30 protein-coding genes are annotated in these 25,722 nt (G+C 61.2%); 11 read left to right on the top strand and 19 right to left on the bottom strand.

Annotated features, from left to right (window positions below; all coding sequences use genetic code 11):
* Positions 1-156 precede the first annotated feature (156 nt).
* Positions 157-2,652 carry a M1 family aminopeptidase gene (locus tag ACYU7Q_RS10615; RefSeq protein WP_460609397.1) on the bottom strand — a complete coding sequence of 832 codons (2,496 nt, stop codon included), beginning with the start codon at positions 2,650-2,652 and terminating at the stop codon, positions 157-159.
* 186 nt (positions 2,653-2,838) lie between these two features.
* On the opposite strand from ACYU7Q_RS10615, the gene ACYU7Q_RS10620 reads away from it, so the two are divergent.
* The 3 genes from ACYU7Q_RS10620 (at position 2,839) to frr (ending at position 4,850) form a co-directional block, all read left to right on the top strand.
* A complete protein-coding gene (locus tag ACYU7Q_RS10620; RefSeq protein ID WP_460609398.1) occupies positions 2,839-3,342 on the top strand; it encodes an acyl-CoA carboxylase biotin carboxyl carrier protein subunit in 504 nt (167 codons plus the stop codon).
* A 43-nt stretch (positions 3,343-3,385) separates the two neighbouring features.
* Positions 3,386-4,189, top strand: coding sequence for a uridine monophosphate kinase (gene pyrH / locus ACYU7Q_RS10625; RefSeq protein WP_460609399.1), 804 nt, complete (start codon positions 3,386-3,388; stop codon positions 4,187-4,189).
* A 97-nt stretch (positions 4,190-4,286) separates the two neighbouring features.
* On the top strand, positions 4,287-4,850 hold the full coding sequence (frr, locus tag ACYU7Q_RS10630) for a ribosome recycling factor (RefSeq protein WP_198067438.1): 564 nt from the start codon (positions 4,287-4,289) through the stop codon (positions 4,848-4,850).
* 91 nt (positions 4,851-4,941) lie between these two features.
* Here the strand turns inward: frr and nadD are convergent, their stop codons facing one another.
* From nadD to ACYU7Q_RS10660, 6 genes are all read right to left on the bottom strand, one after another.
* On the bottom strand, positions 4,942-5,508 hold the full coding sequence (gene nadD, locus ACYU7Q_RS10635) for a nicotinate-nicotinamide nucleotide adenylyltransferase (RefSeq protein ID WP_460609400.1): 567 nt from the start codon (positions 5,506-5,508) through the stop codon (positions 4,942-4,944).
* Complete coding sequence (gene gmk, locus ACYU7Q_RS10640; protein ID WP_460609401.1) at positions 5,505-6,089, bottom strand: guanylate kinase; 585 nt, start codon at positions 6,087-6,089, stop codon at positions 5,505-5,507. Before gmk ends, nadD begins: the two co-directional genes overlap by 4 nt.
* 18 nt (positions 6,090-6,107) lie before the next feature.
* A complete protein-coding gene (locus ACYU7Q_RS10645; RefSeq protein ID WP_460609402.1) occupies positions 6,108-6,398 on the bottom strand; it encodes a hypothetical protein in 291 nt (96 codons plus the stop codon).
* A gap of 73 nt (positions 6,399-6,471) precedes the next feature.
* Positions 6,472-7,116 (bottom strand): sigma-70 family RNA polymerase sigma factor, encoded by a 645-nt coding sequence (locus ACYU7Q_RS10650; protein WP_342297556.1) that lies wholly within the window; start codon positions 7,114-7,116, stop codon positions 6,472-6,474.
* A 287-nt stretch (positions 7,117-7,403) separates the two neighbouring features.
* The gene (locus ACYU7Q_RS10655; protein WP_460609403.1) at positions 7,404-8,456 is read right to left on the bottom strand and encodes a glycosyltransferase family 9 protein; all 1,053 of its coding nucleotides are present in this window, start codon (positions 8,454-8,456) and stop codon (positions 7,404-7,406) included.
* Positions 8,453-9,220, bottom strand: coding sequence for a glycosyltransferase family 2 protein (locus ACYU7Q_RS10660; RefSeq protein WP_460609404.1), 768 nt, complete (start codon positions 9,218-9,220; stop codon positions 8,453-8,455). Before ACYU7Q_RS10660 ends, ACYU7Q_RS10655 begins: the two co-directional genes overlap by 4 nt.
* A gap of 115 nt (positions 9,221-9,335) precedes the next feature.
* Here ACYU7Q_RS10660 and ACYU7Q_RS10665 point away from each other — a divergent pair, with 115 nt between their 5' ends.
* Entirely contained in the window at positions 9,336-9,566 is a 231-nt protein-coding gene (locus ACYU7Q_RS10665) for a hypothetical protein (protein WP_198067431.1), read from the top strand.
* A 174-nt stretch (positions 9,567-9,740) separates the two neighbouring features.
* A complete protein-coding gene (locus ACYU7Q_RS10670) occupies positions 9,741-10,271 on the top strand; it encodes a GNAT family N-acetyltransferase (protein WP_460609405.1) in 531 nt (176 codons plus the stop codon).
* 117 nt (positions 10,272-10,388) lie between these two features.
* Here ACYU7Q_RS10670 and ACYU7Q_RS10675 read toward each other — a convergent pair whose 3' ends face one another.
* The 3 genes from ACYU7Q_RS10675 to ACYU7Q_RS10685 all read right to left on the bottom strand — a co-directional run bounded on the left by ACYU7Q_RS10675 (position 10,389) and on the right by ACYU7Q_RS10685 (position 13,806).
* Positions 10,389-12,449, bottom strand: coding sequence for a matrixin family metalloprotease (locus ACYU7Q_RS10675; RefSeq protein WP_460609406.1), 2,061 nt, complete (start codon positions 12,447-12,449; stop codon positions 10,389-10,391).
* Between the two features lie 158 nt (positions 12,450-12,607).
* On the bottom strand, positions 12,608-13,591 hold the full coding sequence (locus ACYU7Q_RS10680; protein WP_460609407.1) for a glycoside hydrolase family 43 protein: 984 nt from the start codon (positions 13,589-13,591) through the stop codon (positions 12,608-12,610).
* Positions 13,592-13,641: 50 nt separating this feature from the next.
* Positions 13,642-13,806, bottom strand: a complete 165-nt coding sequence (locus ACYU7Q_RS10685; protein WP_460609408.1) for a hypothetical protein — start codon at positions 13,804-13,806, stop codon at positions 13,642-13,644.
* 241 nt (positions 13,807-14,047) lie between these two features.
* Between ACYU7Q_RS10685 and ACYU7Q_RS10690 the strand changes: the two genes are divergently transcribed.
* From ACYU7Q_RS10690 to ACYU7Q_RS10700, 3 genes are all read left to right on the top strand, one after another.
* Positions 14,048-14,857: a S1/P1 nuclease gene (locus ACYU7Q_RS10690; protein ID WP_460609409.1), complete on the top strand. Its 810-nt coding sequence runs from the start codon at positions 14,048-14,050 to the stop codon at positions 14,855-14,857.
* Positions 14,858-15,052: 195 nt separating this feature from the next.
* The gene (locus ACYU7Q_RS10695; RefSeq protein ID WP_460609410.1) at positions 15,053-15,595 is read left to right on the top strand and encodes an inorganic diphosphatase; all 543 of its coding nucleotides are present in this window, start codon (positions 15,053-15,055) and stop codon (positions 15,593-15,595) included.
* A gap of 13 nt (positions 15,596-15,608) precedes the next feature.
* Positions 15,609-16,109, top strand: a complete 501-nt coding sequence (locus ACYU7Q_RS10700; RefSeq protein WP_460609411.1) for a DUF421 domain-containing protein — start codon at positions 15,609-15,611, stop codon at positions 16,107-16,109.
* Positions 16,110-16,118: 9 nt separating this feature from the next.
* On the opposite strand, the gene ACYU7Q_RS10705 is transcribed toward ACYU7Q_RS10700, so the two are convergent.
* A complete protein-coding gene (locus tag ACYU7Q_RS10705; protein ID WP_460609412.1) occupies positions 16,119-17,609 on the bottom strand; it encodes an amidase in 1,491 nt (496 codons plus the stop codon).
* Positions 17,610-17,759: 150 nt separating this feature from the next.
* On the opposite strand from ACYU7Q_RS10705, the gene ACYU7Q_RS10710 reads away from it, so the two are divergent.
* Positions 17,760-18,119, top strand: coding sequence for a glyoxalase superfamily protein (locus tag ACYU7Q_RS10710; RefSeq protein WP_460609413.1), 360 nt, complete (start codon positions 17,760-17,762; stop codon positions 18,117-18,119).
* 11 nt (positions 18,120-18,130) lie between these two features.
* Here ACYU7Q_RS10710 and ACYU7Q_RS10715 read toward each other — a convergent pair whose 3' ends face one another.
* The 6 genes from ACYU7Q_RS10715 to ACYU7Q_RS10740 form a co-directional block, all read right to left on the bottom strand.
* Positions 18,131-18,877 (bottom strand): LytR/AlgR family response regulator transcription factor, encoded by a 747-nt coding sequence (locus ACYU7Q_RS10715; protein ID WP_460609414.1) that lies wholly within the window; start codon positions 18,875-18,877, stop codon positions 18,131-18,133.
* A 90-nt stretch (positions 18,878-18,967) separates the two neighbouring features.
* Complete coding sequence (locus ACYU7Q_RS10720) at positions 18,968-19,120, bottom strand: GIY-YIG nuclease family protein (RefSeq protein ID WP_460609415.1); 153 nt, start codon at positions 19,118-19,120, stop codon at positions 18,968-18,970.
* Positions 19,121-19,126: 6 nt separating this feature from the next.
* Complete coding sequence (locus ACYU7Q_RS10725; RefSeq protein ID WP_460609416.1) at positions 19,127-19,258, bottom strand: GIY-YIG nuclease family protein; 132 nt, start codon at positions 19,256-19,258, stop codon at positions 19,127-19,129.
* 16 nt (positions 19,259-19,274) lie between these two features.
* Complete coding sequence (locus ACYU7Q_RS10730; protein WP_460609417.1) at positions 19,275-20,411, bottom strand: sensor histidine kinase; 1,137 nt, start codon at positions 20,409-20,411, stop codon at positions 19,275-19,277.
* A gap of 84 nt (positions 20,412-20,495) precedes the next feature.
* Positions 20,496-21,440: an alpha/beta fold hydrolase gene (locus ACYU7Q_RS10735; RefSeq protein ID WP_460609418.1), complete on the bottom strand. Its 945-nt coding sequence runs from the start codon at positions 21,438-21,440 to the stop codon at positions 20,496-20,498.
* A 195-nt stretch (positions 21,441-21,635) separates the two neighbouring features.
* Positions 21,636-23,126 carry a pectate lyase family protein gene (locus ACYU7Q_RS10740; RefSeq protein WP_460609419.1) on the bottom strand — a complete coding sequence of 497 codons (1,491 nt, stop codon included), beginning with the start codon at positions 23,124-23,126 and terminating at the stop codon, positions 21,636-21,638.
* 246 nt (positions 23,127-23,372) lie between these two features.
* Between ACYU7Q_RS10740 and ACYU7Q_RS10745 the strand changes: the two genes are divergently transcribed.
* A complete protein-coding gene (locus tag ACYU7Q_RS10745) occupies positions 23,373-23,858 on the top strand; it encodes a peptidase associated/transthyretin-like domain-containing protein (RefSeq protein WP_460609420.1) in 486 nt (161 codons plus the stop codon).
* A 12-nt stretch (positions 23,859-23,870) separates the two neighbouring features.
* On the opposite strand, the gene ACYU7Q_RS10750 is transcribed toward ACYU7Q_RS10745, so the two are convergent.
* Both ACYU7Q_RS10750 and ACYU7Q_RS10755 read right to left on the bottom strand, forming a co-directional pair.
* Entirely contained in the window at positions 23,871-24,287 is a 417-nt protein-coding gene (locus ACYU7Q_RS10750) for a hypothetical protein (protein ID WP_460609421.1), read from the bottom strand.
* 61 nt (positions 24,288-24,348) lie between these two features.
* A complete protein-coding gene (locus tag ACYU7Q_RS10755; protein WP_460609422.1) occupies positions 24,349-24,711 on the bottom strand; it encodes a winged helix-turn-helix transcriptional regulator in 363 nt (120 codons plus the stop codon).
* A gap of 219 nt (positions 24,712-24,930) precedes the next feature.
* Between ACYU7Q_RS10755 and ACYU7Q_RS10760 the strand changes: the two genes are divergently transcribed.
* Positions 24,931-25,527 (top strand): FMN-dependent NADH-azoreductase, encoded by a 597-nt coding sequence (locus ACYU7Q_RS10760; RefSeq protein WP_460609423.1) that lies wholly within the window; start codon positions 24,931-24,933, stop codon positions 25,525-25,527.
* Positions 25,528-25,722 lie beyond the last annotated feature (195 nt).

Consider the following 25,722-nt stretch of genomic DNA (forward strand, 5'->3'; position numbering starts at 1 on the left):
TGGCCGATTGCCGAGAGGCTTTTCCCTTTTGATTTCCTGACTGCTGAACCAGTAGTGTTTCGTAAGGAGTCGCAAAATTAGAGGTTTTTCGACACAAGGCAAGGGATGGAGTAAAAAAAGGTTGTTCTTTTTTTACTCCATTTGTGGAAGTTGCTCCTACATAAGGTTATAAAATGCTTTGAGCCGGTCGTCGGTTTCCTTCTCGCGGATATTCTGGAGCGTGGCTTTGAGGCTGGGCATGGATGGAAGCAACAAGGTGAGGCTCTTGTAGGCACCTAAGCGGATTTCGTAGCGTGGGGCATTACGGGCGTAATCTTCCAGGATTTTCAGGCCTTTGTCGCGCTCTACGGGCGGGATGTGGGTCATGAGCGTGCCGAAGGACTGGAAATAAGCGTAGAGGTCGCCTTCGGTCACGTCGGGCAGGCGGCGCAGGAACCACGGGTACTGGTCGAGGCCGCCGTTGAGGGCATAGTAGCTGGCGATGGCGACGAGGAGCGGGCTGCTCGTGGTATTTTCGATGGCGGCTACCTGCTGGCGCGTGGTGGGCTCGGGCTTTTTGGCAAGTACTTCGAGAGCGGCAGCGGCTACCAGCGCGGAGCTGTCGCCAACAGCTTTGCCGTAGATAGCCCCATAATTACCGTCGGGGAAGGTGGCAAGGGTGGTGATGGCCTGGGCGCGGACGCGGGACACAGGGTCGGAGGCGAGGCGTTGGATGTCTTTCCGCATGCCTTCGGGCTCGGGGCCACGGTAGCGGCGGAGATGGTCGAGGGCGAGACGGCGCACGTTCCAGAATTTGTCGTTGAGAGCGTTGCGGAGCATGCTGCTTACGGACATCTGGTCGGTTTTATTCTGGAGCAATTCCAGCACTTCTGACTTTTGCTGGTAGCTCTGAGCGTGGTAGAATTGGAAAACCAATTCATCGGTGGTGCGCTCTTCATCGAACTGAGCCAGGAGCTGGCTTTCGCTGTCGAACTTGACGAGGTTGGGTTTCTGGTTGGCGGGCAGTTGGAAGGTCTGGTCGGCTTTGGTAACGGTGATGCGGTGCTCGGTGGGCTGGTTGCTACCGGTCCAGACGGCTACGGTGACGGGCAAACGGTATACAGGTTGGAAGAGCGTATCCTGGGTTTGCTGCACTCGTAGGCTTACTTGGCCGTTGGTGTAGCTGTGGGTGATGCGCAGTTCGGGGTGGCCGCGCTTGAGGAACCACTGGTTAAAAAACCACATCAGGTCTTCGCCGGTGGTTTCTTCGAAGGCGACGCGCAGCTTGGAGATTTCGACGGCGGACAGCTTATTCTGCGTCAGATAGCGGTTGAGGGAAGCGAAAAAAGCCTCGTCGCCCACGTATTTGCGGAGCATGTGGAGCACACGGCCGCCCTTGTCGTAGGAATGGCGGTCGAGCATGTCCTCGCGGTTCTGGTAGCGGTAGCGGATGAGAGGCTCGCGCTTGCTCTGGGCTTCTTCGAGGTAATTATTGATTTTGATTTCCTGCACGAGGCCGGCTTCGTCAGCGCCGTACTTGTGCTCGGCCCAGAGGTATTCGGAATAGTCGGCGAAGGACTCGTTCAGAGGCAGGTTGGCCCAGCTTTCGCAGGTCACGTAGTCGCCGAACCAATGGTGGAATAGCTCGTGGGCAACTACGAACTCAGAGGTCTGGAAATTCGCGTCGAGCAGTTCGCGCTTGGTGGCCTGCACGAAGCTGCCGAAAGTGGAGGCAGTGGTGTTTTCCATGGCCCCGCTCACGTAGTCGCGCACGGCTACCTGGGCATATTTTTCCCACGGGTATTCCACGCCCAGCTTTTTGGAGAAGAAATCCAGCATTTCGGGGGTGCGGCCGAAGACGGCGCGGGCGGTGCCGGCGTATTTCGGCTCCACGTAGTAGTCGATGGGCTTGCCGTGCCAGGAGTCGCTTACTACGGCGAAATCGCCGACGACCATTGTGGCGAGGTAGGGCGCGTGGGGCTCGCTGAGCTTCCAGCTATCGGTGCGGGTGCCGTCGGGGTTGGCGTGCGAGGAAGTGAGCAGACCGTTGGAAAGCGTTTTGAATTGCTTTTCAACGGTCATGCTGATTTCCTGGGTCATCCGCTGGTTGGGCTTGTCGATGGTGGGAAACCAGCAGGAGTTGGATTCCGTCTCGCCCTGGGTCCAGATTTGCCGGGGCTTGTTCTTTTCCGTGCCCAGCGGGTTGATGAAGTAGAGGCCCTTGTCGTTGGTGATGGCGGCGGAACCGCCCTGCGGCAGTTCGTTGGGCTTGGCCACGTACACGATGCGCACTTGGTAGGGCGTGTTGCGCGGGTACGGATGGTCAAGGGCAATGACGAGCTTGCGACGGTTGTAATTGTAGGTGAGCGGCTTGGTTTTTTTGTCGCTGACCAACTCTACTTTTTGCACGTCGAAGCCTTTGGCATCGAGCACCAACTCCGACTGCGGGTAGAAATGCGAGCGCAACGTGAGCAGAGCCGTGCCCAGCAGGTGCTGTTTCTTGTAGTCGAACCGCACATCGAGCTTGGTGTCCGTCACCTCAGTAAGAATGGTGGCGGCGGGCTGGATGGGAGCCTCCGAAGGCAGCCATGACGGCACAACGAGGCCGACTGGCGCGGGCGCAGCTGCTGGTGCGGGCGTGGCTTTTTTATGAACGGGGGCTTTACTGGGCAACCTGTCCGAACCTGACGTGCCTCTTTGCGCAACTGCCAGAAACTGTACGAATAAAAATAGGCTGGTAAGGCCCGGAACCATATACTTCATGCCAACTGCAACAGGCGAAAAACGCCTCAATTTCTGAATTAATTTGAGATTTGGGCTACCTTTAACCCCGCTTTCCTCCCACCCCATCCGCTTTCAATGTTCCAAATCAGCACCGCCCCCGACCAAGTTTGGGAAGTAGACTATCGCGCCGCCGACGCTATCACGCTCAATGGCCAGCCATTAGCCTGGGACATAGTGGATTTGGGCGAAGGTCGGTTTCATGTGCTGTACGAAGGTCGCTCCTACAATGCGGAAGTTGTCGAAATTGACCACGCCACCAAAAACATTGTGCTCAAGCTGAACGGCCAGCGCGTGGCCCTCGCGGCCAAAGACCGGTTCGACTTGCTCCTTGAACGCCTGGGTATGAGCAACGCCGCCGCCGCTAAAGTAAACGAACTGAAAGCTCCCATGCCCGGCCTCATCGTAGATATTCGGGTGGTGCCTGGTCAGACGGTACAGAAGGGCGACCCACTGCTGGTATTGGAGGCCATGAAAATGGAAAATATTCTAAAAGCGCCCGCCGATGGCACGGTGGGCAGCGTGAAAGTGACTCTGCGTGACAACGTGCAGAAAGGCCAGGTGCTGGTGCAATTCGCCTAGTGCCCGCCACCAATATTAGCTTGACCTACTCAATCCTCTCGACTTGAAATACAATCGCATCCTCCTCAAGCTCAGCGGCGAAGCGCTGATGGGCCATCAGCAGTACGGCATCGACGCCGAGCGGCTGATGCAGTACGCTTCCGAAATTAAATCCGTGGCCGCGACGGGCGTACAGGTGGCCGTCGTGATTGGCGGAGGCAACATCTATCGCGGCGTGGAAGCCGAAGCCTTCGGGCTCGACCGCGTACAGGGCGATTATATGGGCATGCTGGCCACGGTCATCAACTCCATGGCCCTGCAAAGCGCGCTGGAAAAGCTGGAAGTGAGCACGCGCCTGCTCTCCGGCCTCACCATTCAGCGGGTGTGCGAGCCGTATATCCGGCGGCGCGCCGTGCGGCACCTGGAAAAAGGGCGTGTGGTGATTTTTGGGGCGGGTATCGGCTCGCCTTATTTCACCACGGACTCGGCGGCATCGCTGCGGGCCATTGAAATTGAGGCTGATGTGGTACTGAAAGGCACCCGCGTGGATGGCATTTATACCGCCGACCCGGAGAAAGACCCCACGGCCACGCGCTACCCCGAAATCACGTTTGACGAGGTGCTGAGCAAAAATCTGAACGTGATGGACATGACGGCCTTCACGCTCTGCAAGGAAAATAACCTGCCCATCATCGTGTTCGACATGAACACGGCCGGCAACCTGGAGCGCCTGCTGAACGGCGAGGCCATGGGCACGCTGGTGAGTGCCGGCGGCACCGGCCCCGGCCGCGACGGCCGCAAGCCACTCCTCGATTCCAAGCAGAGCCTGCTTCAGCCGCTGGTGGGCAAGCTGCCGGAACAAGCGTAAGAAGTTTTGAATGTTGAGTTTTGAGGGTTGAATGACACTTTCAACCCCAACTCAACATCATTCAACATTCAACCCTCAAAATTCAACACTTCCAAAAATGGACGAAGAAATTCAGTTTTACCTTGATGAGCTCGCCGAGTCGATGAGCAAAGCGCTGGCGCACGTAAACGTGGAAATGAGCCGCATCCGGGCGGGCAAAGCCTCGCCGGCAATGCTCGACGGCGTTCGGGTGGATTACTACGGCACGCCTACCCCCATTGCGCAGATTGCCAATATCTCGACGCCTGATGCTCGCTCGTTGTTCATCAAGCCTTGGGAGAAAAACATGATTAGCGAAGTAACCAAGGCCATCCGGAACAGTGACCTGGGCTTGAGCCCGGTTTCTGATGCGGAAGGTGTACGGCTCAATATCCCGGCGATGACGGAAGAGCGCCGCCGCGACCTGGTGAAGCAGGCCAAAAACGAGTCGGAAGCGGGCAAGGTGCGTGTGCGGGGCATCCGCAAGGATGTGAACGAGTCGTTGCGCAAACTACTGAAAGAGGGCGCTTCGGAAGACGCTGTGAAAAGCGCCGAGGAGAAAGTGCAGAAAACAACGGATTCGTACATTGCCGAAGTCGAAAAAGTCCTCAGCAAGAAGGAGTCAGAGATTATGACCATCTGATTTGGTCGATTTGAAAACGAAAAAGCCCGGCGAATTCTCGTCGGGCTTTTTTTATGTGATTTTATTCCACCTAATGCTTCGCAGCGTTGCTTTACTTCACCAAGTCAGCTTCGACAGCGGCAGGCACCAGGTAGCGGATGCTACGACCGGTGCGCAGGCTTTCGCGGATGTAGGTGGCCGAGATATCGAGCAGCGGCGCAGCTACGACCTGTACGCGGGGAAACGGGGCCAAGTCGGGGCTGGGCGAGCCGGGCCGGGGATACACGTAGATATCGACTTCGGCGAGCAGGCGGGTGGATTCGTGCCAGCGCGGGAGGCCGGGGAGGTTGTCGCTGCCCATCAGGAGCACAAAATCGTGCGTGGGGTGGCGCAGGCGCAGGGCGTCGAGCGTGGCGATGGTGTAGCTGGGACGCGGCAGGCCGAATTCGATATCCTCGGCGCGCAGGCGTGGGTTATCGGCAATAGCGAGCTGCACCAGGCGCAGGCGCTGGGTGTCGGGCAGCAGGTCGGCGGCGGCTTTGAAGGGATTGTGGGGCGTGACCACGAGCCAGACTTCGGCCAAATCGGTGCGCGTGGCAAAATGCTCGGCCAGGATGAGATGGCCGGTGTGCACGGGATTGAACGAACCGAATAGCAAGCCTATCCGGCGGCCGCTCATACGATGGCCGGCTCGCCGCTGATGAACTGGCGCACCAGCTTTTCGGCGTGGTCGGTGGCTTCGTCGAGGTTGTCGTTGACGACGGTGACGTCGAAGCGGTTCTCGAAGCCCAGCTCGAAGTTGGCCTTGTATATCCGCGAAGAAATACTGGATTGCGAGTCGGTGGCGCGGGCCTGCAGGCGCTGCTCCAGAACTTCAATGGACGGCGGGCGGACGAAAATCGCCAGCGCCCGGTCCTTATAGAACTCCTTGATGCTAAGGCCACCCTTCACATCGACATCGAGAATGGCGTGCTTGCCATTTTCCCAGATGCGTTCAATTTCGGATTTCAGGGTGCCGTAGAAGGCACCCTCGTACACCTCTTCCCACTCCACAAACTCGTCGTTGCGGATTTTGTCCTGAAAGTCCTGAACGGAGATAAAATGGTAGTCCTTGCCATTCACTTCGGCCCGGCCGCGGCGGTCGCGGGTACAAGCAGAAATGGAAAAGCTAAGCTCGGGCAGCCGGTCCATGAGGCGGTGCACGATGGTGGTTTTACCAGCGCCCGAAGGGGCCGAAAACACAATGATTTTGCCTTGCATCGCGCAAAGCTACCGGTATTAGGCCATTTGCGCACCTACACGGGCCAAAATGGCATCGTGCAACGTAGCGGGAATGGGCTGCCGGGTGACGCGCTGGTTCAAAAAACCGATGAACACGCGCTGCTTCTCAATGTCGTCGAAGCAGGGCGAGCAGTCCGTGGCGTGGTCGTAGAGGTAGTCTTCTTCCTCGGCGGTCAGGGGCTGCCCTTCGATGAGTTGGTCTAGTACAGTATTCACTCGTTCGCAGTCGGGGCCATCGGTTACAATGGGGGCCGACGTATTGGTTTCTTTAGTAGCAGATTGGTTCATAATTGAAAAGGCAGGAAAGGGGTGAGAAGCAATGAAGTAGGTGGCCGAGAGTAATGCGTCCCTGTTGAAGACGTTAATTATTCTCGGCCTCGGTTAGTTCCGTATCGTCGTCGATTGCATCATTGCCATAGCCCATTGACTGGGCGTATTTCTCTAGCTTGTCCTTGAGGAAATTGCGGGCGCGGTGCAAGCGTGAGCGCACCGTACCAATCGGAATATCAAGCACTTTGGCCATTTCCTCATAGGTAAACCCTTCGAGGTCACAGAGGATGATGACGGTGCGAAAATCAACTGGCAAAGAATTTAGCGCGCTGGCAACTTCGTCGCCAATCAGGTCGCGGGCCGACTGCTGGCGCATATCGGACGAGGAAGCGCCGATTTCGCCTTCGGCCTCCACGTCGTCGGGGTTGTAGTAGCCCTCAATTTCGCTGTAGTCGACTTTGGCGGGCTGCTTGCTTTTCTTGCGGAAGTCGTTGATAAACGAATTCTTAAGAATACGAAAAAGCCACGCCTTGGCGTTAGTACCGGGCTCAAAGTACTCGAAGAAGCGGTACGCTTTGAGGTAGGTTTCCTGCACCAGGTCGTTGGCATCATCCTCGTCGAGGGTGAGGCGGTAGGCAAAATTGTAGAGCGGGTCGAGCACGGGCATCAACTCGGCCTGAAAGCGCCGGTCTTTTTCCTCTTTACTCAGTTTGACCCGTTCGGGGGAATCGCTCATACAGGTGGGCGGGGGAAATTGCAGGCCGAAACCTACGAAAGAATAGGGGATTATGACAACAGAACCAATCTATGCTGCTACTCGAAAATGAGGGTGGCCGAGTTGCTTCATACCAAAACCGCCCGCTGTGCAATGCTATTGGCAACTGTGTAGAAGCCAAAAATAGCAAAACGCAACGTGCGGCGCATTGCCCGATGTACGGATTGCAGCGTCTGCTAGGTTGCGCTACGGGGCATCAGCCGCAAACTAACTAGATGAATCGGCCATTGTTCGCCGCCAGATGGCATTTATTGTTCGACCGGCAACGGCTGCCAGGCGGCCACCCGCGCCGCCACGGCCGCCGCTTCGATGGCCCGGATGCAGGTGCAGGCGGCGGGCTGCTGGCGGCAGTCGTCGCAATTCGGCTTGTCGAAAACCATGAATTCAGCGTGCTTGCCCAGCGGGGCCCAGCGGCCGGGGTGCATGGGCCGAATGGGCGGGTAGAGGCCCAGCGCGTGGCGGCCCAGCGCGGCGGCCAGGTGCAGCGGGCCGGTGCTGCCGGCCACAAGGCCATCGGCGGCGGCGATGAAGGCAATGAACTGCGGCAGGCTGAGCTGCCCGGTGAGGTCGGCAGCGAGGAAAGCGGCGTTTTCCTGCAACCAACCGGTTAGCTCCTCCCCTTCCGCGGCCGTGCCGGTGATGAAAACACGGTGGCCGGCTTGGTGCAACATGCGGGCGAGCTGGGCGAAGTTATCGAGCCCCCATTCGCGGGCACTGCCCCGGCTGCGCGGGTGCAGGATGACGTTGAGCTGGTCAGGCTGGCGCTGCCGGAGCAACTGCTGGAGCTGCGGAGTGAGCGGCTCGGTGGCGTGCAGGCGCACCAGATGCGCTATTTCGACCAATGAAGGCTCAGAAGTATCGCCCAACGGCGCCAGAAGCTTTGCGTTCAGCTGGGCTTCGTGCAGGGGCGAGTGGCGGCGGCTAAGTGCCACCAGCCGGTTGCAGGTGAGCCAGTGCTGCCAGCGGTTGCGGGTGCCAATGCGCAAGGGAATTTTGGCCTTCTGGGCAAGGCGGGCGAGGGTTTTATTGGGGAAGACGTGAATGATGGCAGCGGCTTCGTAGGCGCGCAGGGTTTCTAGTTGGGCCGTTCCGGGCAGCTTTACTAACTCATCCAAATTCAGAAAATCATCGACCCACGGGCAGGCGGCGGCCACGGGCGCAGTGTAGGTGCGGCCGATGAGCACCACCCGGCAGCCGGGAAAGAACTGCTTAAGCCGCCCGCAAACTGGCAGGGTCAGGACCATGTCGCCGATGGCATCGGTGCGGGATACGAGGAAAGTGAAGGGTTTTTCCGGGCTCATGCTTCGGCTTGTTCGGTGCGGGTTTTCAGCTTGGCAAATTTCAGGAACACACCCCAGGCCGAGATGCCGGCGATGCACAGGCCCGCGAAACCATCGAGAAAGCCCAAGCGGAAGACGTAGCCGTGCACGAATTTCCAGAGCGGCTTGAGCAGCAGGTGGAACAGGTTGACGCTGGTCCGGCCGCGCAGAGCCAGCTCCTGGGCCGTGATGCTGGTAAATTTGTTGAGCTGACTAACGTGCTGCGCGATGCTGTGGTAGCTGTAGTGCAGGGCATCGCCGGTGAGCGGGCCGGTGGTCAGGCCGAGGTTCACTTCGAATTTTTCGTGCAGGAGCAGGCCGGTCCAGCGGCCCAGGCGGCGGTCGTAGAGGCGCAGCTTGCGGTCGGGGTACCAGCCGCCGTGGCGCACCCAGTGGCCGCAGTAGTTGGTGAGGCGCGCCAGCGAGTAGGCAGCGTGCTGCCAGCTGGCCTTGGCCCGACGGATGGACTGACGCAACTCTTCGGTCAGAACTTCGTCGGCATCCAGTTGCAGAACGTAGTCGAACCGGGCTTGGCTGGTGGCGTAGTTTTTCTGCTCCACGTAGCCGGCGAAAGCATGCTGCAGGACGCGCGCACCGTGCTGGCGGCAGATTTCCACGGTGGCATCGGTGGAGAAGGAATCGACTACGAGCACGTCGTCGGCCACGTCGCCCAGGGCCTGGAGGCAACGGGCGATGTTGGCCGCTTCGTTGAAGGTGATGATGACGACGGAGAGTGAGACGGGCATGAGCGGGCAAATATCCGGCGTTTTTACTGACCGGGGCTTCGGCCGCTTGTGCAATATTTTCGTATCGCAACCCGCCGGGCGTGCGTAACTTGCGCCCGAATTCGTTTCTCAACACATGAAAAAAACGCTCCTCCCCGGCCTGCTGGCCGCTGCTCTGCTGTCGCTCACGCTGCCTTCGTGCGGCCCGTCTGCCACCGAGGGCGACGATGACATCGCCACCACCGCCCTGCCCCCGCTGCCCGCCGCCCCCGACACCACCAAGGGCGCCAAGCAACCCGAGCAGTTCCGCGAGCTGAACTCGGTGAACGCTACGGAGGACATCAAGAAAATGCAGCCGCAGATGTAAACCACGGATTCGCTCGGATTTTAGCGGATTTCACGGATTTTAGCTGCGCTGACCTCCGGTTGTGGACAAGCTGAATGGGCAAGTTAGTGGTTTAGTATTTCTGCTTTCGATTCATTGGGCCGTTACTGCTGAGGCGGTGGCGGCCCAATTTCTTTTTCTTCTGATTCAATTCTCATGGAAAATAACATTGTGCTGCGCCGGGGCGTGGAAGCCGATTTGCCGCAGGTGCTGGGCCTGATTCAGGAACTGGCCGAGTACGAGAAAGCGCCGGAGGCCGTGACCAACACGCTGGCCGCTATGCAGCGCGATGGGTTTGGGCCGGCTCCTATTTTCGGCTTTTTCGTGCTGGAAAATGAGGCGGCTGAAATCATTGGGCTGGCGCTATTCTACACCGCTTACTCCACCTGGAAGGGCCGGATGCTCTACCTCGAAGATTTGGTGGTGACGGAAGCGGCGCGGCGCGGCGGCCTCGGTAGGCTGCTATTTGATGCCGTGGTGGCCGAGGCCCGCGCCACCGGGGCGGTGCGCCTGAAATGGCAAGTGCTGAACTGGAACGAGCCCGCCATCGGCTTCTACAAAAGGCTGGGCGCTACCATTGAGGATGAATGGCTGAACGGCAACCTGGACGAGGCCCAGTTGGGGCGGTATGAGGTGGCAGCGGTGGCCACGGCTGTAGCCACGCCAGCCACGGGGCACAGCTTGTAGCTTCCGTAGCGGCGATAAAACGACCAAACCCCGCCGGGCTCATATCCGGCGGGGTTTGGTCGTTTTATTCAACCCGATTTTATTACCAATAAATCGGTCCTCGCGCCGGCACTACGCCTACAGCCGGGTGAACGTCCGGCTGCCCGTGTGGCCCTGCGCGTCCTGCCAGCGCAATACGTAGAGGCCAGGGCGGCTATCAGGTAGGTTCAGGGTGAGCACGTTCAGGCCGGTGGGTACGCTGAGGGCAGTGGCCAGAATGCGGCGGCCCAGCGCGTCGAACACCCAGAAAACCACCGTCCCATCGGTGGCAGCGGGGAACTGGAGGCGCAACCGGGATTCGGTTACCGGGTTCGGGAAAATGCTGACATTGGTATTTTCCGAGCTGAATACGATGGGGGCGGCATTGTCGAGCGAGCCATCGGGGCGCTGCAGTCGGAGGCGATAATAGTGCAGGCCGCCGGGCGGCTGGGCATCCACGGCCTGGTACTGGCTGGCGGGCGGGCGCGCGGCCACAAGGGCAATCTGCTCCCACGCGGTGGTGTCGCCGCTCAGGCTGCGCTCTACCACGAAGCGGTTCAGGAAGCATTCGTCGCGGGTGGTCCAGCTCAGGGTGAAACCGGTACCGGCTGTGTACTGCCCGCTCAAGCCGATGAGTGGCGCGGGCAGCAGGGCCGGGCCGCTGCAGCCCAAGTTGCGGAAGCTGCGCACCCGCAGCACCTGCCGCCCGCCGGCCACATCACTAAGCGGGTTCAGCACGCGGGTATTCTGGCCAAAGCTCAGGGCGTAGTGCATCACCGCGCGGGGCAGGTTGAGGTGGTTCAGCTGCTGGGCGTGGCCCAGCTCGTGCACGGCCACCGACTCGAAATCAATCTGACTGGGGCCGGCCGGGAGCGGGCCAAACTGAAAGGACGTAGCATCGTCGAACTGCATGTCGATTTCCTTCACCCAGAATACCACGTCGCCGTTGGAGGCGTAGCAGCCTTTGTAGTAGCTGGTGGTGCGGCCCAGGACGCGGGCGGGCAGTTCGGCGCCCTGGTCGAAGGCGACGACGTTCTGGCCGTCGTCGGCAATGGTGTTGGTGGCGTTGGCGGAGCCAGCTTCCCAGTTCATGCCCGTCTGGCAGCGCCAGGTGGCCAGTGCCCGCTGCCAGGCCGCGGCCGGTGCAGCGGTGAAATTGGGTCCGAAGCGGAACGTGATGCCGCCAGTAGCATTCAGGGCAATGTGGTTGGGGCGTTGCAGAAGCTTACCGTCGGTGCTTTCCACGTTGGTGAGGGCATAGACGATGGTAACGGACGTGCTGCTTTCCACATTCAGCTGGTCGGAAGTGGTGACGCGCACAGGCCCGGAGCCGGCGGGGTGGCCACTGCTCACCGGGCTGCCGCCGCTGGCCGTGGAGGGTACCCGCACCTGGATTTGGTTATTGGTCCAGCTGAGGTACTCATCATCGCGGGCTTTCACGCGGGTCGAGCCCCCGTCGTCGGCGTTTCGAAACTCGACAAAGCCGTTGCCCCGGGCGCTGCCGAAGCCGTCGCCGGTGATGGTGAGCACGGCCCCGGTGCCGGCCGTCAGGCTCAGGGGCGCAAACCCGGCAATGGTGGGAGCCGCCGTGCCGCGCCGCACGGAGGTGGCGGCTTTGGCCAAGGCAGGGTTGGCCTGCAACACCCGACGCGCCTGCCCCGTGAGGCTGGTTATTTCCTGATAAAAGCCCGTATCCAACGCCTTGTAGATGCGAAATGGCTCAGTGGCCGTGCCTTCGGCGGGGTTGAATTGGATGAAGCCCTGCTCGCTGCCCACGGGGGTATAGCTCGTTGGGCCGGTCGGCAGCCCCGGCCACGTTGCGGCTTTTAGGAAGAAAACGCCCTGCTGGCCGGGCGTGAGTTGCAGGGTATTGGTGAGGATTTGCTGGTCGAGGCCGAGGCGGCCGCCTTCGGTGAGGATGGTAAGGCCGGTGGTGTCGGCCACCTGGCCTTTCAGCAGCGAAAACACCTGCAGCCGGTGCCGGGTGATGAGGTGGCGGTGGCCGGCATCCCAGAAGCTGCGCGCGTCGAGCACCTGCGCTTCGACCACCAGCGCCGACTGTTGGGCGCGGCTGGCCGGCTCCAGGGGCAGCATCAGGCAGCGCGTTTCGGCGGGCACGGGGGCCTGCGCCTGGGCCGGGCCGGCTGCAATTGCCAGCATTCCTAATACGCTCGCCCACTTGCGGCTTGCAACACGATTAACCAGTAACGAAAACGACATAAGCAAGACGGAAGAGCGAGGCCGCCGAAGATACGGAAAAGCCGTTTGCAGGGCGTGCGGGACGGCTTCAAAAAGTTGCCGGAGGCTTGGCTGGCTCTTTATTTCAGCCCCACCGGGGCGGGCTGGGGCTGCCACGCGGGCGAGTTGTCGGCCACGGTGGGCCAGCCGTCGGCATCATATTCCAGCCGGGCCAGGATGAGCACGCGGCGCGAGTAGCCTTCGGAATCGTCGATGGCGTCGAACGTGGGTTGGCGGGGGTCGATGGCGTGGCAGGCCAGCCAGTCCTGGCCGGCGGCATCGGTCACCACGCAGTTGTGGCCGGGGGCGTGCCAGTGGGCATTGGCGGCGAGCAAGGCGGCATAGGGGTTGGCCGTGGCGGCGGCGTAGGTCTGGAAGGGGCCGGTGGCGTGGCGGGCGCGGGCCACCAGCACGGCGTAGTGGGCGCGGGGGCCACAGCAGTTATCACCCGAAAAAAACAGGTAGTACCAGCCGTCACGTTGGTGCACCCAGGCCCCTTCGATGAGGCGATGGTAGTCGGCAGGGTCGTGCGAAACGCTGGGATGCAGTACCGCCACGGCCGCGCTGCCGGGCGCAAAGCTCAGACGGTCGTCGGCCAGTTCGCGCACCCAGATGGGGCCGAAGCCCGAGCCCCAGTACAGCAACCGGCGGCCGGTGGCCGGGTCATCGAACGCCATGGGGTCGATGCAGGTGAAGCCGGGGCCGGGCAGCATGGGCCGGCCGACGTCCACGAACGGACCGGCAGGTGCATCGGCCACGGCCACGGCGAGGCTGAAATAGTCGGCCCCATCGGGTCGGGTGGAATAGTAGAGGTAGTAGCGCCCGCCGTGCTCACTGACGTGCGGGGCCCATATTTTCTGGCTCAGCAGCGCCCAGTCGGGCTTAGCTGGCAAGCCCTCGCCGAGGTATTCCCAGGCCACCAAATTGTGCGAGCGGGCCACTTGCAGGTTGATGATGACGCCAGCACGCTTGGTCTGGGTGCCGTAGGCGTAGTACCAGCCATCGGTGGCACGGATGATGGTGGGGTCCGGGAAATTGTCGTCGATGACGGGGTTGGTGAACATGGGCAGCTGGTGGGTGACGGAGCAGTGTACGCGGCAACCCGGCGGGTGGCTTAGTGCTCTCGCTGCTGCTGCTGCCACAGGCAGGCCGAAGCGAGGTCGTCGAAAGTGCCCACCAGGGGGTTGCTGATGGGGTACACCCGCTCTTCGGTGGCGTGGCGGGCCTGCAGGCTGTGGGGCAGCACCCAGGCAAAGTAGCGCAGGCCGGCCGCCTGCATTTCTTCGAGCCACCGGTGGCCCCAGTGGGTGCGCGGCGAGGACGTTGGTGCCGTCGGTCAGGATTTTCTGGCAGGGCCACTGGCGCAGTTTCATCGGACTATGCCGGGGCGCAAATACTTTGCTGGCCGCGCATGCATCTGCTGCGGCCGGGCGCTAGCTTTGTGGTTCTGCTTGCGCCGGAAGTTACCCGAAAGCCCGGGAAACCACTTGCTCTCGCCCTCACTCCCACCCTCTTCGCTGATGTTCAAAAAAAGTGTTGCCCTGCTGGCTTTGTTGTGTGCCCCGTTTAGCCTGCTGGCTTGGGGCGTGATGGGCCACCGGGCCGTGGCCAAAATTGCCGAAAATCACCTTTCTGCCACCGCCAAGCGTGAAGTAGCCCGCATTCTGGGCCACGAAACCATGCCGTTGGTAAGCACCTGGGCCGATGAACTGCGCGCCGACCCACAGTTTAAGGACACGGCTCCCTGGCACTACCTCAATGTGGCTACTGGGCTCGACTTTGCCGCCTTCGTGAAGCAGCTGAACGACCCGGCCACCCTGGCCCCCGCCCCGCCCACCAACGCCTATACCGCCCTGCTGAAAGCCCGCCGCGACCTGAAAGACCCCAAGAAAACTGCTGAGGAAAAGCTGGTGGCCCTCAAATTCGTTATTCACCTGGTGGGCGATGTGCACCAGCCCCTGCACGTGGGCCACGCCGAGGACAAAGGCGGCAACAGCATCATTGTGAACTGGCGCACCAAAGAGGATACCAACCTGCACAGCGTTTGGGACACGGCCCTGATTGAATACCCCGGCTTCACCTACAGCGAAATGGCCACGGCCTACGACCATGCCACGCCCACCCAAATCAAGCAGTGGCAGAAGGACGACATGACGACCTGGCTGTTCGAGTCGTACCAGCTCTGCACGCCCATTTACGCCAGTGCGGCCAACCCGCCCACCAAGTTCGACTGGCACTTCTACCCCACCTTCGGCCCCACCGTGGAGCAGCAGGTGCTGAAAGCCGGCATCCGCCTGGCCGGGGTGCTGAACGAGACGTTTGATAAGTAGAAACATGGACTATGCACACCAATAAGCCCCGATTGCGCAAGCAGTTGGGGCTTATTGCTTGTAGAAAATCCGGAATGGCGCCGAAGCTTGTTGCCAGCATTGCACCGCAGCCAATGGTGCTGGTTAAGCTGCGCACTAGTAACATTAGGGCAACATTGCCCGTCCTAAATAGCCAATCAAACGTACGCTACTGCTTTGGCTGCGCTTCCTATGGCCCCTCCGCTGCATCAACTACCGGCTCATGTTCCCCACTCGCGCCACCGCATTCACGTGGTGGTGGAAACGCCCAAGGGCGGGCGCAACAAGTTCGCGTTCGACCCCGATTTGCTGGTGTTCAAGCTCAAAGGCGTGCTGCCCGAAGGCCACAGCTTTCCCTACGATTTCGGCTTTGTGCCCTCCACCCTGGCCGAAGACGGCGACCCGCTCGACGTGCTGCTGATACTGGCGGCGCCTGCATTTCCGGGCTGCGTGGTGGAGGCCCGTCTCATCGGAGCCTTGGAGATTGAACAAGAAGAAAAAACCGGCGAAACCGTGCGCAACGACCGCCTGCTGGCCGTAGCCGCCGACTCGCGCGAGCACAAGGGTATTCATTCGCTCGCCGATTTATCGAACGAAATGCTGCACGAAATCGAGCATTTTTTCATCTCTTACAATCAGGTTAAGGGCCAGAAGCTTCGGGTGCTGCACCGCGTAGGTCCGGAGCGAGCGCACGCCCTGCTTGAGCAAGCCCGCCATTGAGCCCCACCGCGCTATGAAAGAGCTTTGGGATACCCTATTTGGCCCGCACGCCGATTCGCACACCATCACCGCGTTGCAAATGACGGTGCGCGCGGTGCTCATGTTCTTTGCGGCGCTGGCACTGCTGCGCGTGTCGGGCAAGCGTACTTTCGGCACCAACGCCGCTTTTGACATGGTGGTAAAGATTATGCTGGGGGCCGTGATGAGCCGGGCCGTAGTCGCGGCGTCGCCGTTCTGGGGGACCATGCTGGCCGGCTTTGTGCTGGTGGGGCTGCACCGGCTGCTGGCCTGGGCCTCGTTTCGCAGTGAAACCATTGGACGGCTGGTGAAGGGCGAAGGCATGGTGCTGGTAGAGAACGGCCGGCCCAACACGGAGAATCTGCGCCGCAACAATCTCACCGAAGAAGACCTGCGCGAAGGCGTGCGCGAAAACAGCAACCTGGCCACGCCCGACCAAGCCCAAACCGTGCGTCTGGAGCGCGACGGCAATATCAGCGTGGTGAAAAAGCAGTAGTCAATTCGGCTACAATGCCGGCCGTTTGTCAAACCACGGCCGGGCCTGCTCCAGCTGCCCGGCCAGCCGAAACAGCACGTCCTCGGCCCCCAGCCGGGTGATGAACTGCACGCCGCAGGGCAGGCCGTCGGCCGTCCAGTGCAGGGGCACCGACATAGCGGGCTGGCCCGTAAGGTTGGCCACCTGGGTGTAAGGCGTTTTTTCGAGGCTCTGCTCGGCCAGCTTCTCCACGATGCCGGAGCGGCGGATGAGGCCGCCGAGGCCGAAGGTGTTCACCAGCTTCAGCAGCTTTTGCTCCAGCGGCTTGGGCTGCAGCTCGCCGATGCGCACGGGTGGCGTGGCCAGCGTAGGCGTGAGCAGCAGGTCGTAGGTTTGGTGGAAACGGCCAAAGGCCCGGGCGTGGTCGTTCCAACTCTGGCGGGCGGCGGCAAAATCGGCAGCGGTGTAGGTGCGGCCCAGCAGGCCCAGCAGCCAAGTGGTGGGCTCCACGTCGCCGGGGCGGGCGGGACGGCCCAGGTGCCGGGCCAGCGCCGCGATGCTGGCCCCGGTTTCGCCAAAATACAGCATCAGAAAGGCCGAAGCCACGGCCCGGCCATCGAAGGGCAGCGGCACCTCTGCCACCTCGTGGCCCAGGCTTTCGAGCAGCTTGGCCGCGTCGCGCACGGCGGTGGCGCACTCCGGGTGCAGCGCGCTACCCAGCGGGTGGCCCAGGCTGAACGCAATGCGCAGGCGGCCGGGCTCGCGGCTCACTTCCTCTAAATAAGGCCGGGCCGGGTTGGGCAGGAAGTAGGGCGCGCCCGCATCCGGCCCCTGCGTAGCATCGAGCATGGCCGCGCTGTCGCGCACCGACCGGCTGAGGACGTGCTCCACGGCCGCACCCTGCCACTTTTCGCCCTGCTCGGGGCCGGTGGGCACGCGGCCCCGGCTGGGTTTCAGCCCAAACAGCCCGCAGCACGCCGCCGGAATCCGGATGGAACCGCCCCCGTCGCCCGCGCCGGCCACCGGCACAATGCCCGCCGCCACGGCCGCTGCCGCCCCGCCGCTGCTGCCGCCGGGCGTGTGGCCCAGGTGCCAGGGGTTGCGGGTGGGGCCGTAGAGCAGAGGCTCGGTCACGCCCATCAGGGCAAACTCCGGGGTGTTGGTTTTGCCCAGGATGTTGAGGCCGGCGGCCTGCCAGCGGCGCACCAGCTCGGCATCCTGCGTGGGCACGAAGTGGCGCAGCGCCCGGCTGCCCGAGGTGTGCGGCGCGCCCGCGTACTGCGCCCCAAAATCCTTGAGCAGAAACGGCACGCTGCCGAAAGTACCGGCCGGCAGCCCAGCGGCGGCGCGCGCCCGGGCGGCCTCGTACAGCGGATACACTACGGCGTTGATACGTGGATTCACGGCTTCGGCGCGGGCAATGGCGGCGGCGCACAGCTCGGCGGGCGTGAGCTGGCCGGCGCGCACGAGGGCCGCCTGGGCCAATCCGTCGAGCCGGTCGTATTCGGCGGGAGAAATCATGGGCTAAATGTAGGCGCATCGGGCCGGGCAATCTAAAAAGGACGCGGTGGGCATACGCAAGACAGCGGCGCGGAAAATCACAAAATTTTCGTTATATTTCCACGAAATATCAGCACAAAACCAACACCGGCTACTCAGTTAATTATCCTGATGGTTACCCCCATTTTTCGGATTTCTGATTACCAGCAAGCGCTCGATTTTTATATCGACTGGCTGGGGTTCCGAATTGATTGGGAGGACCGGTCGGAACAGGAGCCGCTGTACATGCAGGTGTCGCGCGGCAGCATCGTGCTGCACCTCACCAGCGCCCCCCAGGAAAGCTGCGCCGGGGCCAAAGCCATTGCCGAAATCAACGGCCTGATTGCGTTCCATTACCTGCTCACCAAAAAGGACTCGGTCTTTCCCAGCCCGGCCCTGCAAAAAACCACCTGGAGCGACAGAGTGATGCAGGTGGAAGTGACCGACCCGTTCGGCAATAGTCTGGTATTTGCCGAACTCTGTGCCTGCTGACCCACTGCCGGCTACAAGCTCAGCAGCTCCCGGAACCGCACCGACTGCTGCCGCGACACCTCCACCTCGCCTCCGCCGCGCAGCGTCAGCTTTAGCGTGTTGCTGAACCAGGGCTCGATGCCAGCAATCCACTTCAGGTTGATAATCTGCTGACGGTTGACGCGGAAAAACACTTTGGGGTCGAGGCGCGCTTCCAGCTGCTGCAAGGTGCGCGGGATAAGCGGCTGGTGGTTGTCAAAATGAATGCGGGTGTAGCTGCCGTTGATTTCAAAGAGCTTGATGTCGGCCAGCTTCACAAACCAGCACCGCTCGCCGTCCTTTACAAACACCTGGTCCTGGGCCGTGAGCGGGGCCTGCGGCGCTTCCTCGGCCGGGCCGGCGGCGGCAACTTCGGCCGGCACCGGAGCCGTGATGCGGGCGCGGGCTTTGGCCAGGGCGGCGGCCAAGCGGGCTTCCTGCACGGGTTTCAGCAGGTAGTCGAGGGCGTTGACGGCGAAGGCCTGCAGGGCATATTCATCATAAGCCGTGGTGAAGATGACGTGCGGGGCCGCGTCGAGCGAGGCCAGCAGCTCAAAGCCGGTCTGGCCCGGCATCTGCACATCGAGCAGCAGCAAATCGGGCCGCAGGGCCTGGATTTGGGCGCGGGCTTCATCGGCATGGCGGGCCTCCCCCACCACCGTCACATCGGGGAAAGCCTGGAGCAGGTGGTGCAGCTCGGTGCGCGCCAGGCGCGAGTCGTCAACGATTAAAACGTTCATGGTTGGGTAGGAAGCCTGCGATTGGCGTATTGGTCAGGAAAGAAACGGGTCATGCAGAGCGCAGCGAAGCATCTTTACCGCTTCGTTGCATCAGCCTTCCCATGTTTCTAAATCAATGGGTTGCCAGGTCGGATTGAATGCCTGAATCAGCTCGTTTTTCTTGGCCCGGCTCCAGCCTTTCAACACTTTTTCTCGGGGGATGGCCTGTGATGCATCCGGCAACTGTTCAAAATAGACTAACAAATCGGCTTAATAACGCCCGGTGAATTTGCTCACATCGCCACGTGCGGTGCTGTGCTCATAAAGCCGGCGAGGCAAATCATTGGTTACGCCAATGTACAGCACCGTGCGGCCGGTATTGGTAAGAATGTAGATGTACATGGAGCAGGCGTTCTGTTCAACGAAGCGGTAAAGATGCTTCGCTGCGCTCTGCATGACCGCCTTTTTGAACAACCGCCGCCCCCACCGGCAGCCGCAGCTCGGCCGTGACAGTGTTGGCCTGCCGGGCATCATCGCCGATGACGAGGCTGGCCGTGGGGCCGAACAGCAATTGCAGCCGCTCGTGGGCATTGGGCAGGCCGATGCCGGTATGGTCGAGGGCGGCAGGGTCGGGCTGGTAGCGGCCGGGGTTGCGCACGGTGATGAGCACCTGCCCGGGCCGCTCCACCTGGGCCGAAATGTGGATATCGCCCCCGCCCGGCCGGGGCGCAATGCCGTGCTTGATGGCATTTTCGACCAGCAATTGCAGCGTCATGGGCGGCAGCAATACGTCGAGCGTAGCGGGAGCCACATCGAGGGTGTAGGTCAGGCGCTCTTCGAGCTGCAGGGTTTCGAGGGTGAGGTAATGTTCTACGATTTCCAACTCGCGGGCCAGCGGCACCTGCTCCCGGGTGTTGAGTTGGAGCGAATAGCGCAACAAGTCCGAGAGGTGCGTCATCATCTCGCGGGCGCGCACCGGGTTTTCCAGCACCAGGGCGCGGATGTTGTTGAGGCCATTGAACAGAAAGTGCGGGTTAATCTGGGCCTTGAGGGTGCGCATTTCGGCGTCGCGCACGGCGGCGGTCAGCTTCCACTTCTCAATTTCGGCCTGCCGCAGGTTGTCGAAATAATGCAGGCTGAAATACGCCGCCGACCACAGCAGCATGGAGAAAAACGAGTTGGCCGTGTAGCCCACGTATTGCAGCCACGGAAAGGCTTTGCTGCCCTGGCCGGTCGGCTCCACCACCCAAAACAGCAGCGTTACGAGCACCCCGGTGAGGGCCATGCTGCCCACCGACACCAGCAGGTTGCCCAGCAGCAGCCGGGGTAGCAGGGCCGCCAGCGGCAGGCGCGTCCAGCCGTGGCGGCGCAGGTACAGCCGTAGCAAGTGGCTGCCCAGCACCAACGAGCCCGACACGATGATTTCAATGGGAATAATTAGCGGCCTGAACTTGCCGAAAACCGCCGCCAGCACGCCACCCAGCACGCCATACGCGCCCCAGCCGCCAATCTGCAGCAGCCAATACAAACGGGGGCGGGTGGAGGAGCGAGGCATAAGCAGGGGCATTAACAAACGGCAAGTTACAGGAGTAGCGGCGGCGCATAACAGCCCGGATGCTGCCATCCGGGCTGTTGAGAGTTATTTCTTCGCCACGGCCGGCTGCTTCAGAAACGCATCGGCCTGGGCCAGAAACCACGCCGTGTCGTCGTACATCAGGAAGTGGCGGCCGGCCTCCGACATCTCGATGCGCGTCTGCGGCAGCTTGGCGTATTGCTGTGCGAAGATGGCGCGGGTGCTTTCCTTGGTCGAGCCGTATTGGGCGTAGGCGGCCCAGGCCCCCAGTACCAGCACCGGCTGCTGAATCCGGCTGATGTCGTTGCGCAGGTCGATGGTGTACATGTCGTACATGGCCTGGGCCGTGGTGGCGGGGTCCGAGGCCATGCCCCAGCGAGCAATCTGGGTTTGGCGGGCAGTGTCGGTCACCATGCCGGCCATCATCTGGCGTTGGGCAGCGGCGGGCATGTGGCCCTGCTTCATCTGCTGGCGCATCTTATCGGCCATGGGCCGCACGGTTTCCACGGTAGCGGCCGGGTTCTGGATAGCAGCCATATAGGGCAGCGAATCCACAATCACGAGCGGGCCAATGGCATTGGGCTGGGCCGCGCTCAGGGCCAGCGCCATGAAGCCGCCCAGGCTGTGGCCCACGACGGTGGGCTTGTTCAGCTTCTGGGTTTTGATGTAGGCCAGGAGCTGGTCGCGCACGGCGGGCAGCAGCGGGTCGGTCACGGCCGCCGGGGCCGTGCCGCCGAAACCCGCCAGCGAAATAACGTGGCACTGGTACTGCGATTGGTAGTGGGCCACGGTTTCGTCCCACACCGCGCCGGTGCAGTTCAGGCCGGGTATTAGCAGCATCGGCTTGCCCTTGCCCACCACCCGCACCGTGAACGTGGGATGGGCGGCGGGGTTATCAACCACGATTTTGGCGGCGGGCACAACAGTCGGATTCGTGGCGAAGGCGGACCCCGCCGCGCTCAGCAGCAACAGCGACAAGGACAGGCGGCGGGCGAAAGCAGAAGTTTTCATCGGGTAAGTGTGGGGTGAATGGTGATTGAATGACCCAAACTTACCGGCCCGTTTCAGCGGCCGAAACGCATTTTCCGCGAACGGTATTCCAGCCCGCTGAATGGTTGGATTGGCAGCTGAATGGAAACGACTGATTGCGATGAGAACGGTCATGCAGAGCGCAGCGAAGCATGACGGGCTCGCTTTATTCAGGCCCTACTTCCCCCCTATCCCCACCAAACTGTTCAAATAATTCTCCAGATTGGTGTAGCCGTCCGTAGCGCGCAGGCCGCGGTCGGCAGCATCTTTGGGGTTCAGGCCGTTGGCCTTTTCCCAGGCGTCGGGCATGCCGTCGTGGTCGGTATCGAGGGAGGCGGGGGTGGATTTTAGCACCGGCCAGGCTTTTTGCGAGATGCTGTAGGGCGTGCCGTGCGGGTAGTGCCCTTGCACGTCGATGATGGTGCCGGTGCGGGTGCGCACCTCGCGCACAATGCGCTGGTCGAGCGTGTCGCGCTGCGGGCAGATGGCACCAGCGCCGTTCAGCACGGCCTCGTAAGCCGCAGGGGCCGTTTGCAGGGCCAGCGGGCCGAGGTTGAACGGGGTTTCTACTTTCGACTGTGCGGTGTCGGCGGCGGTGCCGCCGTTCATCACCACGCCGCGCCAGTTGTGGGCCGTCACGGCAGGCGCGCCGTCCACGTAGTTGCCGGTCAGGTAGAACTTGCCGTAGGGCAGGCGGCCTTTTTCCTTGTCGATTTTGTACGGGTTCAGCACCTGGGCCTGCACCCTGGGGTTGGTGCTGGGGCCGGGCTTGTAGTAGTTATTTACGATGTTGTAGTTGCCGCCCTCGCCGGCGTACACGTTGTTTTCGCCCCAATCGTAAATCACGTTGTTGCTGAAATCGGCATTCTCGAAGCCCGCCGGGTGCGTGTAGCGGCTGCCGTTGAAGCGCGGCGTGCGGTTTTTGCAGTGCGCAAACAGGTTGTGGTGAAACGACGAATGCTGCCCGCCCCAAATGCCGCCGAAGCCGTGCCGCTCGTAGTCGGTATCGCCCTTTTCGTAGTGGTAGGAGTAGTTCAGCGGCTCCGCGATGAGGTTCCACTGCAGGGTGGTGCTGTCGCCCTCGTACACGCTCAGGGCCTCGTCGGTGCTCCAGCTCATCGAGCAATGGTCCACGATGAGGTGGTTGTTGCGCGTGCCGCCGAAGGCATCATCGCCGCCCGCGCCATCCACGAAGCCGCCGTTCTGGTTCTTATCGCCCATCCGGAAACGGATAAAGCGCACAATCACATTATTGGCCTTCACCGACACCGGATAATCGGCCAGGCAAATGCCGTCGCCGGGGGCCGTCTGGCCCGCAATGGTGGTGTTCGGCTTGTTGATGGAGAGCGGCGACAGCAGGTGAATGGTGCCCGACACCCGAAACACGATGGTGCGGGCCGGAGCCTTGGTCTCGTTCAGCATCAGGGCGTAGCGCAGGCTGCCGGGTTTGTTATCGTCGAGCAGGTTCGTGACTTCGAGCACCGTGGTGGGCACCGCCGCCGTGCCGCGCCCGCCGGTAGTGAAGCGCCCCGCGCCCTCGGCCCCCGGAAAAGCTACCAGGCCCTGCGCCCAGCTCGTCGCTGGCAGCAACAACAGGCTTAAGCCCAGCAAATGAAGCACCCGCGCCGGGCGCAGACAAGAAAAAGAACGTTCAGAAATGTTGGGCATACTGGCTGATTAAGGCAACAACTTAAGCCCCGTTGCGTGAATAGGGCGTGAAACCTCGCGTTTTGAAGCTAAGTAAAAACCGGGCCAGTTGATTACCACAGCAGCTTACCACACCCTTTCTTATCCCGGACGGAAAATTAAATTCAGCATCATTTGAATAAAAATTATACTTTTTATTATTAATAGTTAATTACTCATCGGTATCTTTATAATACTTACTACACGTTCGTTTTAACCCGCTTACCTATGCGCCAATTTTTCCTCACCGTCGCAGCCACTCTTTTCGTTGTAAGCAGCAGTCAGACCGTAGCTGCCCAAAGCGCCAGCACCTTATCGCCGGCCGGCAATGCCCAAGACCGCATCGCCATGTCGGCGCGGCCTGCGGCCAGCAGCGCGCCCCGGACGGCCATGCGCTTGGCGTGCGCGCCGCTAGCCGGCGTTATTTATGAGCCCAATGGCCGGCCCTTAGTGGGCGCTACACTCCTCATAAAAGGCACCCACGACGTATATGTAACCGATTCGGAAGGCAAGTTTCGCCTCACCGACCCCGTGTACCAGGGCCAGACGCTGGTGGTGGGCGCGGCCGGCTACACGCCCCAGGAAATCCCCCTCACCGACTGCACGCTGCCTCGCCTGGTGCTGGAGCAAGCCAAGGGCGCCCGCATCAAGCGCAGCGGCAAGCGCGCCGGCCAGGTCGTGCGCCTCAACAACCGAAGCACCAACCTGAAGTAAGCGTACGCCCGGCTAGCTCTGGGCAGCGCAGGCCTGCAGCCACTGCATGGCAGTCTGCTCTTCGGTGAAACGCTGCACATGGTACTGGCGCCCGTCGAAGTACGTGAGCGGCGGCACCGTGGGGTCGTGCTCCAGCTCGTACAAATGCGTGGGCATGAACAGGTAGGCCATAAATACGGTACCGTCCAGGCGCCGAGGCAGCTGGGGCATAAATTCTTCCATCATCCAAGGGGTGCTTTGCTGGTTGGCATGGTCGCGGCGGCGGCCATCAATCAGCCAGAGGCGGGCTCCGCAGGCCTCGGCCGCATCGAGCAGGTGGTAGTAGCCGGCGTGCAGCTCCTCATCGGTGGGCTGCCGCAGCCAGCGGCCCACCAGTACCTGAAGGTCGGACCGGAACTGGTATTGCAGATAGTCGAGGGTCGGGGACATGGGCGGCAGGCTTCTGTTATTAGGAAATGGAAGTTATGACAGAGGAGTGCATCATCTGGCGCTAAGCCGAAACCGCATTGGCCGCTTCCAGGCGCTGCTGGTGCTGGGTGCCCCACGCTTTCAGCACTTCAATAACGGGGTCGAGCGAGTGCGCATAGGGCAGCAACTGGTAGTCTACCACCACCGGCGGGCCGGGGTGCACCGTGCGGGTAATGAATTGATTTGCTTCCAAATCCTTCAATTCCTTGGCCAGCACTTTGGTGGAAATGCCCGGCACGCTGCGCTCCAAGCCGCGGAAATGCCGGGCGCCGGACAGCAGCGCCACAATAATCTGGAGCTTCCACTTGCCATTCACGACCAGTAGGGCGTGGCGCAGGGCCTGCATCGTGGGGGCGCATTGGGAATGGTCTTCGGGTACGATCATGGCAATAAGGCAAGGACGAACAGGGCTGATTACCTGCCGGTAATCAAGCTACCACCACGTAATCTGTAGTTGAGGCAAGTTACTAACAAACGCCCAGCTGATTACTTGAGGTAATCTGAGTACCAAACAACAGCTTGGCTACTCAGTGAGCGGACAGGCGCCGGTGGCCGATGGGCTACGAGTGGCCAGCCCGCAGTTTTTCACCTCATCCCCTTTTTTATGCAGATTCTGCAAATCATTTCCAGCGCCCAAGGCGCCCAGTCGTACAGCACGCGCCTCAGCCAGGGCATTATCGACAAGCTGCTGGCCGCGCAGCCGGGCAGCACCGTGGAGGTGCGCGACGTGGCCACCCATCCCTTCCCGCACCTTGAGGAAGCGCACCTGCAAGCCTTCTTCACGCCCGTTGAGGGGCGCTCGGCCGAACAGCAGGAGGCCGTGCGCCACTCCGATGAAGCCATTGCGCAGGTGATGGCAGCCGATGCCCTCGTGATTGGGGTGCCGTTCTACAACTTTAGCATTACCTCGTCGCTCAAGGCGTGGCTCGACCACCTCACGCGGGCCAACATCACGTTCCGCTACACCGCCACCGGCCCGGAGGGGCTGATTAAGGGCAAGAAGGTATACCTGGCGGTGGCCAGCGGCGGGGTCTATTCCGAAGGCCCGATGCAGGCCGCTGATTTTGCTACGCCCTACCTGCGCTTCATGCTCGGCTTCCTGGGCATGACCGACGTAACCGTGGCCCGGGCCGAAGGCATTAAGATACCAGATTTACAAGCCACTGCGCTGCAAAAAGGCATCGATAGCGTGGCCGTATAAAAGCCGGACGGCCGTGCAAACGGCTCGTTTAACTAGTTATTGGTCCCAGCAGTAGTTCCGCATTAGTGGAGCCGTTGCTGGGGCCATTTCGTTTCAGCCATCGCAGCAAGAAAATATTCCGGGGCAAAATCATTGGTTTATAGCAAGATTAAACCGGCATTAAAAACTGATTAATACAGAAAAATAAATAATTTA

The organism is Hymenobacter terrigena, from assembly GCF_054776515.1.